This window comes from Spongisporangium articulatum (assembly GCF_044465595.1).
Lineage (GTDB): Bacteria > Actinomycetota > Actinomycetes > Actinomycetales > Kineosporiaceae > Spongisporangium > Spongisporangium articulatum.
Genome location: NZ_JBITLV010000001.1, coordinates 909,879 through 923,919 on the forward strand (window position 1 = coordinate 909,879; position 14,041 = coordinate 923,919).

The window sequence follows — 14,041 nt, forward strand, 5'->3', positions numbered from 1 at the left end:
GCAGAAATTCGGTGTGTGGCTGCGAATCGCTGCACTCGTGCGGTGATCTTGAGCGGGATGGTGCCAACCCCTGAGAGGGTGCGGCGCGTCTAGGTGGGTGTGAACACGGGGACGGGGACATGACTCCCGAACAGGTGGTGGCGACGCGTGGCCCCGCGTTGTTGCGCCTGGCCTGGCTGCTGACCGCCGACGGGCCCGCCGCGGAGGACCTGGTGCAGGAGGCGTTCGCCCGCGCCCTGCCGCGCTGGTCGTCGATCGGGGCGGGTCGGCACGAGGCGTACCTGCGGACGACGATCCGCTCGGTCTGGATCGACTCGCTGCGCCGGCGCGCGGCGCGGGTCGTGTTGGACGTCGTCCCCGAACCGCCCGAGACCCCGCAGCCCGACGGTGATCTCGAGCGGGCGCCCGCCCGGCTCGCCGTTCAGCAGGCGCTCAAGCTGCTGTCCGTCCGGCAGCGCACCGTGCTGGTGCTGCGGTACTACGAAGACCTGACCGAGGCCGAGACCGCCCGGCTGATGCGCATTTCCGTCGGCACGGTGAAGTCGCAGGCCCATCACGCGCTGGCCCGGCTCCGGGCTCTGGCCCCCGAGCTGGCCGAGCTGCTGGTGGAACCCCCGGACGACTCCGTGCGCAGCGAGAGGGAGGTGCTCGGGTGAGCACGCTCAAGGACGTGCTCGACGACGCGGCCGCCGACGCCGTCGAGGGCATGCGCGTCGACATGGTCGAGGCGGCGGCCCGGGGCGACCGGCGGCGGTCGCGGCAACGCTTCTGGGGCACCACCCTGATGCTCACGGCCGCCGCGGCGCTGCTGGCGCTGGTCGTCGTCCCGGCGCTCGCCGTGACGACGGTGCGCCCGGCGACCGGGCCGACCGAGGGGGTTCCGGCGACCTGGTACCGGCCACCGGTCGGGACGCCGTCCGTGCGGTACTGGCCGATGGCCGCCGCCGCGCTGTTGCTGCGGGACATGTCCGACGACGGCTACTACGTGGTCTCCGCGGGCGGGAAGCGTTACGCCCGCGTGCCGCTCGGCGCCCAGGGGCAGTTGCCCGCGCTGTCGGACGACGGCCGCCTCCTGGGCTGGTTGTCCGTCGACGCGAACGGCGCGGGGCGCCTGCAGGTGCTGCGCCTGGCCGACGGGAAGGAGGCGTCGACGGCGATCCCGACGACGACCTTCCGGCCCGTGTCGTTGCGCTGGAACAGCGGGTCGTTCGAGGTCACCGGCTACGGAGTGGCCGCCGGAGCCGGGGGGAGCGCCGATCCCGCGTCAGAGCGCGAACTCTCCTGCTGGCTGGCGGGCGTGCTCCAGAAGCCCGACCGGCTCGTCCTGCCCGCGATGCTGAATCCGGCGACCGGATGCGGCGGCGTCCCGCTGCAGGCCGCGTCGACTGCGAAACCCTCTGCGGACACGCTTGGCCCGTACAGCCAGGTGTTCTCGCCGGACGGCCGGAACGCCTTCCTCTTCGGCAACGTGGGTGCCGAGCCGGAACTGGTCGTCTCGGGACCGGGTGGCAACACCCTCGTGGGGGCGCACCGGCTCTCCCTGCCCACCGACGACGCGAACGGGCAACCCACGTCGCCCACCCTGTTGGCCTGGTCCGGAGCCGGTCTCGTCACCGGGACGTGGCCCTACAGCCACCCGACGCTCGCCGGTCGTCTGACCCTCGTCGACCCCGACACCCTCCGGCAGCGGGTGCTGGCCCGCCCCGGCCCCGGGGCCGGCTGGACGGTGCCGGTGGCGGTCGTCCCGGCCGCGGTCGGTGACGGGACGGCGGTCGCCGCGCCGGCGCCGTCCTACCCGTTCTGGCGTCCCGCCGAGGTGGCGGCGACGACGCGCGGGGTGCTGGACGACCTGCCGCTGCTGGCAGTCTTCCTCGTGGTGGTGCCGGTCCTGCTGCTCGGCGCCGGGATCGGGCTGACGGTCCGTTCCACCCGGAGGGCGGCCCGCGCGCGTCCTTGAGGGTGTGAGGGTGACGACGGGGGTGCCGACGGTGGGTGGTTCGCCGGGCGCGGCCGCGCCCGAGGCCTTGAGTCTCGAGGCGTTCGTCGCCGCGCGCGGCGAGGCGATGCTGCGGCTGGCCTGGCTGCTGGCCGCCGACGATCCTCCGGCCGAGGACCTGGTGCAGGAGGCCCTGACCCGGGTCTTCCGCCGGTGGGACTCGATCGCGCCGGGCAAGCATGAGGCCTACGTGCGGACGACGATCCGCTCGGTCTGGATCGACTCGTTCCGGCGGCGGGGGGCGAGGGTGGCGCTGGACGTCGTCCCCGAGGTGCCCGAGGCGGCGGGGCCGGACGGCGGCCTGGAGGGGACCGCCGTCCGGCTCTCGTTACGGGCGGCGCTGGCCCGATTGACCCCACGGCAGCGCACCGTGCTGGTGCTGCGGTTCTACGAGGACCTGTCGGAGACCGAGACGGCCCGGGCGATGAGTTGCTCGACCAGCACCGTGAAGTCGCAGACCCGGTACGCGCTGGCCCGCCTGCGGGAGCTGGCACCCGAACTGGAAACCCTCCTGCTGGAGGGGGAGGTGGCCCGATGAGCCCGGCCCTGAAAGAGCTGATGGACGACGCCGCGGCCGAGGTCGTGACCGGTCGCCGGATCGACACCGCGGCCGTGCGGGAGGGCGCGACGCGCCGTCGCGACCGGCTGCGGACTCTCGGCACGGCCCTGATGCTCACCGCCGCAGCGGTTCTCGCCGCACTGGTCACCCTGCCGATCTTCGCCACGCTCTCCGTGGCCCCCGCGAGCGACGGGCGGAGCGGCCTGCCCGACCGCTGGTACTACGCGCCCGTCTCGGCGCCGACGGTCCGGACGTGGCACATGCCCGCCGCCTCGATGGTGCTGCGCGGCCCCGACCGGACGCAGTGGACCCTGGTCTCCGCCGACACCACCCGCTACGCGCGGCTACCCGGCCGCGACGTCCAGCAGGTGGCCCTGAGCGACGACGGGCGCAAGGTGGCCTGGGTCGCGCGGGACGGCGACCGGCTCACCCTCACCGAGCTGACCCTGGCCGACGGGAAGAGCCGCTCCCAGCGGGTGATCCTGTCGACAGGCGCCGGAATCGTCGCGCTGGCCTTTGACGGTGACGCCGTGCGGCTGTTCGGCGAGCAGAAGAACGGTGCCGACTTCGAGCGGACGGCGACCTTCGACGGTGACCGGCTGGCCGTCACGGAAACCGGTGTCGGCGTCCGGCGGGCCTCGGGTGAGGTGGTCGATCCCGGCGGGACGCGCTCGGCCCGCGCCCAGGGAGTGGACGGACGGTTCTACGTCGGCACCGAGTTGCTGCAGTCGACCGCGCTGCGCAAGCCGGGCCGGGCGCTGCCGAAAGAGGTCACCGCGGTGGATCTTCTGGCCTGGGCGCCCGGCGGCATCGTGATGCGGCTCGACTACACCTCCTCCTCCGAGCGCCGCAGCTCGGTGGCCCTGATGAACCCGGACACCGGCGAGTTGCACGCGGTCAGCCGGCCCGGGGAGGGCACGTCGACACCGGTGACCGTCGCCCCGGACGTGGTCGGCGCGGGGCAACCCGTCAAGGCGGCGCCCCCGGCGTTCCCGCGCTGGAACGCCGACCGGATCCGGTACGTGCTGGGTTCCTACTGGGGCAACCTCTACAGCAGCCACCGCTGGACCGTCCTGTCCGGCGGCGCGGCGCTGACCGCGCTCCTGCTCCTGGCCGGGGTCGCCTGCGTCGCCGCCACCCCGCGCCCGAGGGCCTGACCTTCCGGGCCCGGGTCACGGACGGCAGAACCGTGCGAAAAGCGGCTCTGCGCAGTGCTTTCGCGTTGGCCGCCGCCGTCCTGGTGGCTGTCGCGGTCCCGGCCGCCTACCTCGGTGACCGGGCCCTGGCCCCGGCCGGTTCGGACGCCGGCCCCCGCGGCCTGCCCGACCGCTGGTACGCCACCTCCCTGGCGCTGCCGACGGTCCGGACCTGGCCGATGGTCGAAGCCTCGCTGCTGCTGACCAACTACGACATGACCCGCTACGTCGTGGTGTCGGCCGACGGCACCCGGTACGCGCGGATCCCGGGGAAGACGGTGATGAACGCGACGCTGAGCCCCGACGGACGCCGGGTCGCGTGGGTCGAGTGGATCTCGTCCGACGACCACGAAGGCGGCCGGAACCAGGCGATCCTGCACGACCTGCGCCTGTCCGACGGGAGCGAACGGACCCAGGTGATGACCCCGCAGACCCTCCTGCTGAACGCGATCCGCTACGTCGGCGACGACGTGCACCTCGGGTTCGGCGCCAACGGGAAGTACGCGGAGCGGGTCGCGACCTTCGACGACCGGGGCACCCTCACACCCGCCGGGGTCACCGGCCCGGCCGTCGACGCCGCGAGGGGGGACATCCGCAACCCCGACGGGAGCCTGTACGCGCAGGTGTCGGCCGAGCGGGTCCGGATCGACTCCACGCCCCTCGACAACGCGCCCAAGGGGGTCGGCGTCCACAACTCGTGGCCACTACCGGCCGGAACCCGGTCGGCCTTCCCGCTCGCCTGGACGCGCCTCGGCCTTGTCTTGCGCCTCGAGGCCCAGGGCGGGGCCACGCGCGACCTCTTCTCGATCGCGGTCCTCGACTGGGAGTCGGGGCGCCTCGAGACGATCTCGACCACCGATACCGCCTGGTCCCCGGTTTCCGCGGCCTCCGGGCTCGTCCGGACTGGCGGCACCGTGCAGGCCGCCCCGCCCGTCTCCCCGCGCTGGCACACCGACGTGGCCCTTTGGGTGTGGCGCCAGAACCGGATCGCGCTCGTGACAGCCGTGACCGTCCTACTCGGGGCCGGCCCTGCGATCGGCTTCGTGGTCCGACGCCGTCGGGCCGAGACCGACTGAAGCCCACCCCCGCGACCCGACCGGCGTCGTCCGGCAGAGTTTCTGCCCCAGGGTTCCACCCAGGAGGGTGGGCGGATGCGTCTAGGGGATGCGTGAACACGACAGGGACATCGCCGGACCTGGCGCAGTTCGTCGCCGCCCGCGGCCGCGCGCTGCTCCAGCTGGCCTGGCTGCTCACGGCCGACGTCCCGGCCGCGCAGGACCTGGTGCAGGAGGCGCTCGCCCGCGCCGTCCCGCGCTGGGCCGACATCGAGCCGGGCCGGCACGAGGCGTACGTGCGGACGACGATCCGCTCGGTGTGGGTGGACGGGTTCCGGCGCCGCGCGGCCCGGGTCCGGCTGGACCTGGTCGACGAGCTGCCCGAGCGGCGGGGGACGGCGGGGTCGGACGGCGGGCTGGAGGGGACCGCCGTCCGGCTCTCGTTGCGGGCGGCGCTGGCCCGGCTCACCCCGCGCCAGCGCACGGTGCTCGTCCTGCGGTTCTTCGAGGACCTCACCGAGGCGCAGACCGCGCAGGCGATGAGCTGCTCGGTGAGCACCGTGAAGTCGCAGACCCGGCACGCCCTGCACCGCTTGCGGGAGCTGGCCCCCGAACTGGAAACCCTTCTCCTGGAAGGAGAGGTGGCCTGATGACCGCCGAGCTGAGGGACTTGCTGGACGACCTGTCCGCCGAGGTCGTGCAGGACGTGCCGATCGACCTGGACGACGTGTACGTCCGGGTCGCCGGCCACCGCCGCGACCGGTGGCGCACCGTCGGCCGGAACCTGCTGGTCGCCGCCGCCGTGCTCCTGCTGGCCGCCCCGCTGGTCACGTCGCTGCTGCCGGTGACCGCCGTCCCGGCCACGGGCGAGGGCCGGACCGGGTTGCCGGACAGCTGGTTCGACGTCCCCCGCGGTCTGCCGAACGTCCGGCACGAGCCGATGACCGCCGCCTCGATGGTGCTCGGGGCCGGGCCGACCGTCACGAGGGACTACCCCGTCAACGGCTACTTCCTGGTCTCCGCCGACGGGCGCCGGTACGCGCAGCTGCCCTGGAAGGGCGGCGCCAACGAGGACCTGGCCCTCTCACCGGACGGGCGGCAGGTGGCCTGGCTCGACATGGACGACAGCGACCACCCGCGTCTGCGGACGTGGCGACTGGCCGAGGGCCGGCGCACGTCCGTCGAGCTGCCGGCCGGGGCCGGTCACCAGGTGGTCTGGGGTGATGGCGGCATCTACGTGGTCCAGGACCAGGCGGTCTCGTTCGTCACCGCCGCCGGACAGGTGCGGCGGCTGTGCACGTGCCACGTCACGGCGCTGGCCCGCTCGGGCGACGGGCGGGTGTTCCAACCCGCCGCCGAGGGGGGGTACCTCGACATCGAGGGGATGCCCTGGGTACCGATGACCAGCTGGGACAGGGCTGCCTACGGTTCCGTCTCGACCCCGCTCACGGCGTCCCCGGACGGCACCCGGTCGGCCTTCGCGGACAGCGTCCAGCCGGCAGAGGGTGAGCAGATCAGCGGCGGCAGCGGCTACGGCTACGAGATCCTGATCGGCCGGCGCAACGCCCGGGGTAAGGCGGTCACCCAGGCGATGCCCGTGCCGGGCGGCACCGACGTCGCCTACGCCACGGCGATGGCCTGGTCCGACCGCGGCGTCCTGGTCCGCGTCACCACCCTGGCCGGCGACGAGAACGGTCCCACGACGCTGTACGAGCTGAACCCCGACACCGGTGTCTGGCGCGAGCTCGGTACCGGACCTCGGCAGGTCGTGCCCGTCGCCGTCGCGAACGACGTGGTCGCGGCGGGGCTCGTGCCGGCGGTGCGGCCCGTGGTCACGCGGTGGGAGCGGTTCGTCAACGCACTGCTCTCCCCGCCCACCCCGCCCTTGCCCGTCTACGTGCTGCTGGTCGTGATCGCCGGGGCGGGCGTGCTCGTTCGGCGGCGCATGCGGACCGTGGCGCAGGCCGAAGAGCTGACCTAGGTTCCACCCGTCGGGCCGGGCGGATGCGTTCAGGGGTTACGTGAGATCACACGGGGTGCCGCCGGACCTGGCGCAGTCGCCGTCCCTGACCAAGATCACCGCTAGGGCGTCGTTTCAGCGGGTCCCACCCGACGAAGTGACGCCCTCGCGGTGATCTTGGTCGGCGGCCTCAGTCCTCGGACTTCCCCGTCGACAGCCCCTGCTTGATCAGGTCCATCACCGTCGAGTCGGCCAGCGTGGTGACGTCACCGACCTGCCGGTTCTCGGCCACGTCGCGCAGCAGGCGGCGCATGATCTTGCCGGACCGGGTCTTGGGCAGCTCCGCGACCACCATCACCTGGCGGGGCTTGGCGATCGGCCCGATCTCGTGCGCCACGTGGTCCCGCAGCTCCTTGATCACGGCGTCGGCCTGCGACTCGTCGTACCCCGCGTCCCCGCGCAGGATCACGAACGCGCACACGGCCTGACCGGTCGTCTCGTCGGTCGCCCCGACGACGGCCGCCTCGGCCACCTTGGGGTGCGACACGAGCGCCGACTCGATCTCCGTCGTCGAGAGCCGGTGCCCCGACACGTTCATCACGTCGTCGACCCGGCCGAGCAGCCAGATGTCGCCGTCCTCGTCCTTCTTCGCGCCGTCCCCGGCGAAGTACATGCCCTTGAACCGCGACCAGTACGTCTCCTTGTACCGCTCGTCGTCGCCCCAGATACCGCGCAGCATCGACGGCCACGGCTCGGTCAGCACCAGGTACCCACCGGAACCGTTCGGCACCGGGTGCCCCTCGTCGTCCAGCACGTCGATGCCGATCCCCGGCAGCGCGACCTGGGCGCTGCCCGGCTTGGCGGCGGTCACGCCCGGCAGCGGGCTGATCATCATCGCGCCGGTCTCGGTCTGCCACCACGTGTCGACGACGGGGGTGCGGTCACCGCCGATCACCCGGCGGTACCAGACCCACGCCTCGGGGTTGATCGGCTCACCGACCGAGCCGAGGACCCGCAGCGACGACAGGTCGAACTCGGCGGGGATGTCGTCGCCCCACTTCATGAACGTCCGGATCGCCGTGGGCGCGGTGTAGAGCTGGGTGACCCCGTACTTCTGCACGATCTCCCAGAACCGGCCGCGGTGCGGGGTGTCCGGGGTGCCCTCGTAGATCACCTGGGTCGCACCGTTGGCCAGCGGCCCGTAGACGATGTAGCTGTGCCCGGTGACCCAGCCGATGTCGGCGGTGCACCAGTAGACGTCCCGCTCCGGCCGCAGGTCGAAGACGTTGCGGTGGGTGTACGCGGCCTGGGTCAGGTAGCCGCCGCTGGTGTGCAGAATGCCCTTCGGCTTCCCGGTGGTGCCGGACGTGTAGAGGATGAACAGCGGGTGCTCGGCGTCGAACGGCTGCGCCTCGTGGACGTCGTCCGCGGCCTCGAGCGCCTCGTGCCACCACACGTCGCGGTCGGTCCACGCGACGTCCTGCCCGGTCCGCCGGACGACGAGCACCGAGCGGACGGCGTCCAGGCCGTCGACCGCCTCGTCGACCGCCGGCTTCAACGCCGCGGGCGCGCCCCGGCGGTACCCACCGTCGGCGGTGATGACGACGCGGGCGTCGGCGTCCTCGATCCGGCTGCGCAGGGCGCTGGAGGAGAAGCCGCCGAAGACGACGGAGTGCGGCGCGCCGATCCGGGCGCAGGCCAGCATCGACACGATCGCCTCGGGGATCATCGGCAGGTAGATCGCGACCCGGTCGCCGGCCTGCACACCGAGGGCGGTCAGGGCGTTGGCCGCCTTGCTGACCTCCCTCTGCAGCTCGGCGTAGGTCAGCGTGCGGGTGTCGCCCGGCTCGCCCTCGAAGTGGATCGCGACCCGGTCGCCGTTCCCGGCCTCGACGTGCCGGTCGACGCAGTTGTACGCGACGTTGAGCGTGCCGCCGACGAACCACTTCGCGAACGGCGGGTTCGTCCAGTCCAGGGTCTGGGTCCACGGCTGGGCCCAGCTCAGCGCGCGGGCCTGCTCGTCCCAGAAGCCGAGCCGGTCGGCCTGGGCCTGCTCGTAGAGGTCGGCCTTCGCCACGGCGTGGGCGGCGAACTCCTCGCTGGGCGGGAACCGCCGTTCCTCGTGCAGCAGGTTCGACAGCGTCTCGTTGCTCATGGGGCGTACCTCCGTGGTCGGCCGTCTTTGGCCCGGCAAGATCTCCAGGCTCGACCCTAATCCCGTGATGGTTGCGACGCCGTTGCAGCGATGGGCCGCGGCGCTGAACGGTGCCGGTCGGTCGCTCGGCGGAGCGCTCGGCGGGACGACCGGCAGGCCGGGCCCGGTCGCCGGGGGCAAGGGTGGGCGCTCTTGACGCGAAACGAATTTCCTGGAATAATGCACGGCATCGAGTTCGGAGCCCGAGAGGTTCCGGACTCTCTTTCGTTTGGCCCGGGGCCTACGATCCAGACGTGGCTGATCAGTGGCGGAACTGGACCCGGCTGGAATCGGTGCGACCGGCGCGCGTGGCCGTGCCCGGGTCGGTGTCCGAGCTCGCGGCGGTCGTGAAGGCCGCGGCCCGGGACGGTCTGAAGGTCCGGGCGGTCGGCTCGGGGCACTCGTTCAACGACATCGCCGTCGCTCCCGACGTCCAGCTCGACCTGCGCGGGCTGCGCGGGGTGCTCGCCGCCGACAGCGCGACCGGGCTCGTGACCGTGGCCGGCGGGACGCCCCTGTACGAGCTGTCCCCGGCCCTGTGGGACCTGGGGCTGGCCATGCCCAACCTCGGCGACATCGACCGGCAGACCATCAGCGGCGCTCTCTCGACGGGCACCCACGGCACCGGGACGACGGTCGCCGGGTCCCTCTCGGCCCAGGTCCGCGGGCTGGAACTCGTGCTGGCCGACGGGGCGGTGGTGCAGTGCGGGCCGGGGGAGCCGCTGTTCGAGGCGGCCCGGGTCGGCCTGGGTGCGTTCGGCGTGATCACGGCGGTCACCCTGCAGTGCGTCCCCGCCTTCCACCTGCGTTCGGCGGAGCGACCGATGCCGCTGGCGGAGGCGGTCGAACGGCTGCTGGCCTCGGGCGACGCGGAGCCGGGTCACCCGGAGTTCTTCCTCTTCCCGCACACCGACACCGTGCTGTGGAAGTACAGCGACGTGGTCGAGGCCGGCACGCCGCCCGGCCCGCAGCCGCGATTCAAGGCGTTCGTCGACGACGAGGTGATGGCCAACGGTCTGCTGGGCGCGGTGATGGCGACGACCGCGCTCGTCCCACGCCTCATCCGGCCCGTGAACCGGGTGCTGCCCACCTTCTACACCAACCGCGAGTACGTCGACCGCTCGTACCACGTGTTCGCGCACCGGCGACGGGTCCGGTTCCGGGAGGGCGAGTACGCGGTGCCGCTGGAGGCGATGCCGTCGGTGCTGGCCGACCTGCAGGCGTGGCTGGCGAAACCCGGTAACCAGGTGGGGTTCCCGATGGAGGTCCGGGTCGGGCCGCCCGAGGAGGCCTGGCTCGGCACTGCGCACGGGCGGCGCACGGCCTGGGTGGCCGTCCAGACCCACTGGCGCCAGCCGCACACCCGGTACTTCGCCGAGGCGCAGCGGATCGTCCGCGCCCACGAGGGGCGGCCGCACTGGGGCAAGCTGCACGACTTCACCCGGGCCGACCTGTCGCAGCTGTACCCGAGGTTCGACGACGTTCTCGCGGTCCGTGACTCCGTCGATCCCGGGCGGCTTTTCGCGAACGCCTACGTCGAGCGGGTGTTCGGGGCATGAGCGCCTTCCCGGCCGCGCTGGCCACCGCGACCGCCGACCTGGACCCGCCGTTCGGCGTGCTCGACCACGCGGCCTTCAGCGCCAACGCCGACGACCTGGTCCGGCGGTCCGGCGGTAAACCCATCCGCGTGGCCTCCAAAAGCGTTCGAGTCCGGGGTTTGTTGCGTGAGGTCCTGGCCCGCCCCGGCTTCGCCGGGGTGCTCGCCTTCACCCTGCCCGAGGCGCTGTGGCTGGCGGCCGGTGACGACCCGGTCAGCGACGACGTCGTGGTCGGCTACCCGACGGCCGCCCGGGCGGCCCTGCGCACGCTGGCGGCCGACCCGCTGCTGCGCAGCCGGGTGACCGTCATGGTGGACGACGTGAGCCAGCTCGAGCTGCTGGCCGCGGCGGGCGCCGGGCCGGGGGCGCCCGTGCGGGTCTGCCTGGAGCTTGACGCCTCGCTGCGGCTGGGCGGCGACCGCGTGCACTTGGGTGTGCGACGCTCGCCCGTACGAACCCCCGCCCAGGCGCGCACACTCGCGGAAGAGGTTGTCCGGCGGGGGTTCTCGCTGGTCGGTCTGATGGCCTACGAGGCGCAGGTCGCCGGGTTGCAGGACGACGCGGGCGGCTCGTCGCCGGCGGCCGCGGCCCGGCGGCGCGCGGTGCGGCTGATCCAGAAGCGGTCGATGGCCGACCTGCTCGAGCGGCGCCCCGCGGTGGTGGCGGCCGTGCGCGAGGTGGCCGACCTGGAGTTCGTCAACGGCGGCGGTACCGGCAGCGTGCAGCTCACGGCTCTCGACCCTTCGGTCACCGAGATCGCCGCGGGGTCGGGGCTCTTCACGCCCACGCTGTTCGACGGCTACACCACGTTCGAGGCGCGCCCGGCCGCGTACTTCGCGCTGCCCGTCGTCCGGCGGCCCGCCCCCGGCATCGTCACGGTGCTCGGCGGCGGCTGGATCGCCTCCGGTCCGTCGGGCCCCGACCGCTCCCCGACGCCGGTCTGGCCGGTGGGTCTCGACCTGGTGCCGACCGAGGGGGCCGGCGAGGTGCAGACGCCGCTGCGCGGGGCGGCCGCCGATTCTCTCCAGGTGGGCGACCGGGTCTGGTTCCGGCACGCCAAGGCCGGCGAGCTGTGCGAACACCTCGACACGCTGCACCTGGTCTCCGGCGACCGGGTGACGGGCGAGCTGCCCACCTACCGCGGCGAGGGCCGGCTCTTCATCTAGCGGCCGATCCTGCGTTTGCGCATGATCAACGAGGGCGTGCGGTGATCATGCGCAAACGCAGGATTCGTTGATCGGACATGTATCTGCGTCGCCGGACGCCGCTCTGACGGCACGTGTTCGCAACGTTCTTGGGGGCGGGGACGGTCGTGCTGGCGGTCGCCGTCAGCCTGCCGCAGCTCGTCCGGCTGGTCAGTGGCGGTACCGCGGCGGGCGTGAGCCTGCCCGCGGCCACCAACTCGGCGATCAGTTTCGTCGCGTGGACGGGCTACGCCCTGCACGTGCGCGACGTGTGGCTGGTCGCGTCGTCGGCGATCGGCGTCCCGTTCGCAGTGGCCACCGCGGTCGCGGCCTGGCGCCTGGACGCCGATCGGGCCGGCCTGTGGCTGCCCGTCGCCTGGGCGTCGGTGCTGGGGGTCGCGGCCACCGTCGAGGCCGCGGGCGGGGCCGGGACGACGGGGGCCCTGGTGGGGGCCTCGATCGCCTGGCTGCTCGTCCCGGCGATCGTCACCGCATGGCGCAGCCCCGACGTCACGGGCCTCTCCCCGACGGCCTGGCTGATGCTCGCCCTGGAGGGCGGGCTGTTCCTCGGGTACGGGCTCGCGTCGGGCGTGCGCGCGCCCGTGCTCTACGGCATCTGCGCGCTGACCGGCTCGGCCGCCGTCCTGGCCCGGTTGCCCCTGGGAGAGCTCGATCCAGCTGGCCCCGATCGTTTACGAGGCATCCTCAGCTGCCATATCCACGCGAGGATCCCTCGTCAACGACTGTGGTGCGGTCAGTCCAGGAACACCGCGACGGCGACCGCGCCGGCGGTCAGCCCGACGACACCCGACCCCGCGACCAGGCCGAGCCGTACCGCCACGGCCGCGGGCGTCGTCCCGCGGCGGTTGAGGTCGGCGAGCACCGAGCGCCCGGTCGGGGCCAGGTAGGCGAGCACGTGCACCGCGGCCAGGGTCACCCACAGCCAGGTGGCCCACAGGTGCAGCGTCTCGGTCTCGCGGTGGTACCAGTGGGTCACCACGAGAGCCACGCCGCTCAGCAGCACGACCGCGGTGACGGCCACGAGCACCGGGGCGAGCACACGTAAGGCCCACTGCGGCGGGCCCTTCCGGACGAACGCCGGGTCGCCTGTGTAGTAGCGGACGAAGCGGTAGCCGGTCGAGGCGAGCTTGACGCTCAGGGGCGCGAACAGCGCGACGCCGATGAGCACGTGGTACGTCAGGTACCAGTGCACGTCGAGCAGCGTGAGCAACTCGGCGCCGAACCCGGCGAGCAGTGCGGCGCCGGCCCAGGCCGTCAGGCGCTCGTTGCCCTCGACGGCCTCGACGGTCGACGCGCGGCCCGTCAGGACGTCGGTCATGTCGGGAATGTTAGTGGTACTCGTGGACGACGGCGTGGCCCCGGCCGCGCGCGATCAGCCACTTGTTGACGGGCAGGGCCGCGCCGAAGGCGATCACCAGCGACCCGGCCAGTGAGGCCCAGAACAGCAGGTCGCCCAGGCCGGCGTCCATCGCCCCGGGCACGGCGACCACGAACGCGTTGTCGACGACCTCCATCACGGCGATCGAGACGGTGTCGGCGGCGAAGGCGACCTGGAGTGCGGCGCCCAGCGTCAGCCCGGCGGCGAGCACGCCGCGGGCGGTCAGGCCGTAGCCGAACACGAAGGCGAGCACGATGCTGAGGACGACGGTCCCCGCGTTGTGCAGCCCGGTCGCCGTCCCGATGATCATGCCGAGCACCTCGCCGATGGCGCAGCCGGTGAGGCAGTGCAGCGTGGCGCTGCGGGCCCCGGCCCAGCTGGTGTCGGGCCCGTGATGGTGTTCGTGGGTGTCCATGGCCCAGATAAGTACCCCCGGGGGGTATCTATTCCGCGGTGCGTCGGGTGGCCGGCCCGGCCCGGCGCTTGCGGCGGACCGGAAGCGTCTTGTTGTGCCACACCCGCACGGCTCGGGCGCTGAACGCCACGTCGGCGAACGCCAGCGCGGCGATGGTCAGGTTGAGGGCCTGGCGCCCCCAGAAGCCGCCGGCCGACATGTACGAGAACCCGGCGATCGTGGCGCCGATGAAGCCGACCCACAGCAGCACCGAGGCCCAGAGGCTGCCGCCGGCCAGCGGGTTCAGCGCCACCGGCTGGTCGCCCGCGGCCCGGCTGGCCAGCCATCCCGACGCGAGCCCGAGCAGCGCGGCCACGATGAGCCCGATCAGGAACGGCACGACGTTGAACTCGTCCACGCCGTCACTGTATTGCGTCGATCATGCGCAAACGCAGAACTGCCCCGGGTGGACCTGGGTCCGGGACCGGGGCAGTGCTGCGTTTGCG

Annotated in this window: 13 protein-coding genes; 10 read left to right on the plus strand and 3 right to left on the minus strand. The window is 73.1% G+C overall.

What is annotated here, in order from left to right; translation table 11 throughout:
• Positions 1-119 precede the first annotated feature (119 nt).
• From ACIB24_RS04395 to ACIB24_RS04425, 7 genes are all read left to right on the plus strand, one after another.
• A complete protein-coding gene (locus tag ACIB24_RS04395; protein ID WP_398275684.1) occupies positions 120-656 on the plus strand; it encodes a SigE family RNA polymerase sigma factor in 537 nt (178 codons plus the stop codon).
• A complete protein-coding gene (locus ACIB24_RS04400) occupies positions 653-1,957 on the plus strand; it encodes a hypothetical protein (protein WP_398275687.1) in 1,305 nt (434 codons plus the stop codon). The genes ACIB24_RS04395 and ACIB24_RS04400 overlap by 4 nt, the downstream gene beginning before the upstream one ends.
• 10 nt (positions 1,958-1,967) lie before the next feature.
• The gene (locus tag ACIB24_RS04405; RefSeq protein ID WP_398275690.1) at positions 1,968-2,534 is read left to right on the plus strand and encodes a SigE family RNA polymerase sigma factor; all 567 of its coding nucleotides are present in this window, start codon (positions 1,968-1,970) and stop codon (positions 2,532-2,534) included.
• Entirely contained in the window at positions 2,531-3,712 is a 1,182-nt protein-coding gene (locus ACIB24_RS04410; RefSeq protein ID WP_398275693.1) for a hypothetical protein, read from the plus strand. Before ACIB24_RS04405 ends, ACIB24_RS04410 begins: the two co-directional genes overlap by 4 nt.
• A 32-nt stretch (positions 3,713-3,744) precedes the next feature.
• The gene (locus ACIB24_RS04415; RefSeq protein WP_398275695.1) at positions 3,745-4,827 is read left to right on the plus strand and encodes a hypothetical protein; all 1,083 of its coding nucleotides are present in this window, start codon (positions 3,745-3,747) and stop codon (positions 4,825-4,827) included.
• Positions 4,828-4,919: 92 nt separating this feature from the next.
• Entirely contained in the window at positions 4,920-5,456 is a 537-nt protein-coding gene (locus ACIB24_RS04420) for a SigE family RNA polymerase sigma factor (protein WP_398275697.1), read from the plus strand.
• Positions 5,456-6,787 (plus strand): hypothetical protein, encoded by a 1,332-nt coding sequence (locus ACIB24_RS04425; protein WP_398275700.1) that lies wholly within the window; start codon positions 5,456-5,458, stop codon positions 6,785-6,787. Before ACIB24_RS04420 ends, ACIB24_RS04425 begins: the two co-directional genes overlap by 1 nt.
• Positions 6,788-6,956: 169 nt before the next feature.
• Here the strand turns inward: ACIB24_RS04425 and acs are convergent, their stop codons facing one another.
• Positions 6,957-8,921 (minus strand): acetate--CoA ligase, encoded by a 1,965-nt coding sequence (gene acs, locus ACIB24_RS04430; RefSeq protein ID WP_398275703.1) that lies wholly within the window; start codon positions 8,919-8,921, stop codon positions 6,957-6,959.
• 293 nt (positions 8,922-9,214) lie between these two features.
• Between acs and ACIB24_RS04435 the strand changes: the two genes are divergently transcribed.
• The 3 genes from ACIB24_RS04435 to ACIB24_RS04445 all read left to right on the plus strand — a co-directional run bounded on the left by ACIB24_RS04435 (position 9,215) and on the right by ACIB24_RS04445 (position 12,650).
• Positions 9,215-10,519 carry a D-arabinono-1,4-lactone oxidase gene (locus tag ACIB24_RS04435; RefSeq protein ID WP_398275706.1) on the plus strand — a complete coding sequence of 435 codons (1,305 nt, stop codon included), beginning with the start codon at positions 9,215-9,217 and terminating at the stop codon, positions 10,517-10,519.
• Positions 10,516-11,724 carry an alanine racemase gene (locus ACIB24_RS04440; protein ID WP_398275709.1) on the plus strand — a complete coding sequence of 403 codons (1,209 nt, stop codon included), beginning with the start codon at positions 10,516-10,518 and terminating at the stop codon, positions 11,722-11,724. Before ACIB24_RS04435 ends, ACIB24_RS04440 begins: the two co-directional genes overlap by 4 nt.
• Positions 11,725-11,837: 113 nt before the next feature.
• Positions 11,838-12,650: a hypothetical protein gene (locus ACIB24_RS04445; RefSeq protein ID WP_398275712.1), complete on the plus strand. Its 813-nt coding sequence runs from the start codon at positions 11,838-11,840 to the stop codon at positions 12,648-12,650.
• A gap of 441 nt (positions 12,651-13,091) precedes the next feature.
• Here the strand turns inward: ACIB24_RS04445 and ACIB24_RS04450 are convergent, their stop codons facing one another.
• Together ACIB24_RS04450 and ACIB24_RS04455 are read right to left on the minus strand one after the other, a co-directional pair.
• Positions 13,092-13,556: a DUF4396 domain-containing protein gene (locus tag ACIB24_RS04450; RefSeq protein WP_398275715.1), complete on the minus strand. Its 465-nt coding sequence runs from the start codon at positions 13,554-13,556 to the stop codon at positions 13,092-13,094.
• Between the two features lie 28 nt (positions 13,557-13,584).
• On the minus strand, positions 13,585-13,953 hold the full coding sequence (locus tag ACIB24_RS04455; RefSeq protein ID WP_398275718.1) for a hypothetical protein: 369 nt from the start codon (positions 13,951-13,953) through the stop codon (positions 13,585-13,587).
• Positions 13,954-14,041 lie beyond the last annotated feature (88 nt).